Raw genomic sequence first — 338 nt, forward strand, 5'->3', positions numbered from 1 at the left:
TTTATTAGGTCAAGCCCTCGATCTATTAGTATTGGTCAGCTGAACACGTTACCGTGCTTACACCTCCAACCTATCTACCTCATTATCTTTAAGGGATCTTACTTCCGAAGAATGGGAAATCTTATCTTGAGGGCGGCTTCACGCTTAGATGCCTTCAGCGTTTATCCGTTCCATACATAGCTACCCGGCTGTGCAGTTGGTCTGCAACCGGTACACCAGAGGTACGTCCATCCCGGTCCTCTCGTACTAAGGACAGCTCCTCTCAAATTTCCTGCGCCCACAACGGATAGGGACCGAACTGTCTCACGACGTTCTGAACCCAGCTCGCGTACCGCTTT

At 50.0% G+C, this 338-nt stretch carries 1 rRNA gene; it reads right to left on the reverse strand.

Annotation, left to right across the window (positions count from 1 at the left end):
- Window positions 1-5: 5 nt before the first annotated feature.
- A 23S ribosomal RNA gene (locus WS42_RS15045) occupies window positions 6-338 on the reverse strand; the annotation flags it as partial.

The sequence above is a fragment of the Odoribacter sp. N54.MGS-14 genome (genome assembly GCF_000980295.1).
GTDB classification, from domain to species: domain Bacteria; phylum Bacteroidota; class Bacteroidia; order Bacteroidales; family Marinifilaceae; genus Odoribacter; species Odoribacter splanchnicus.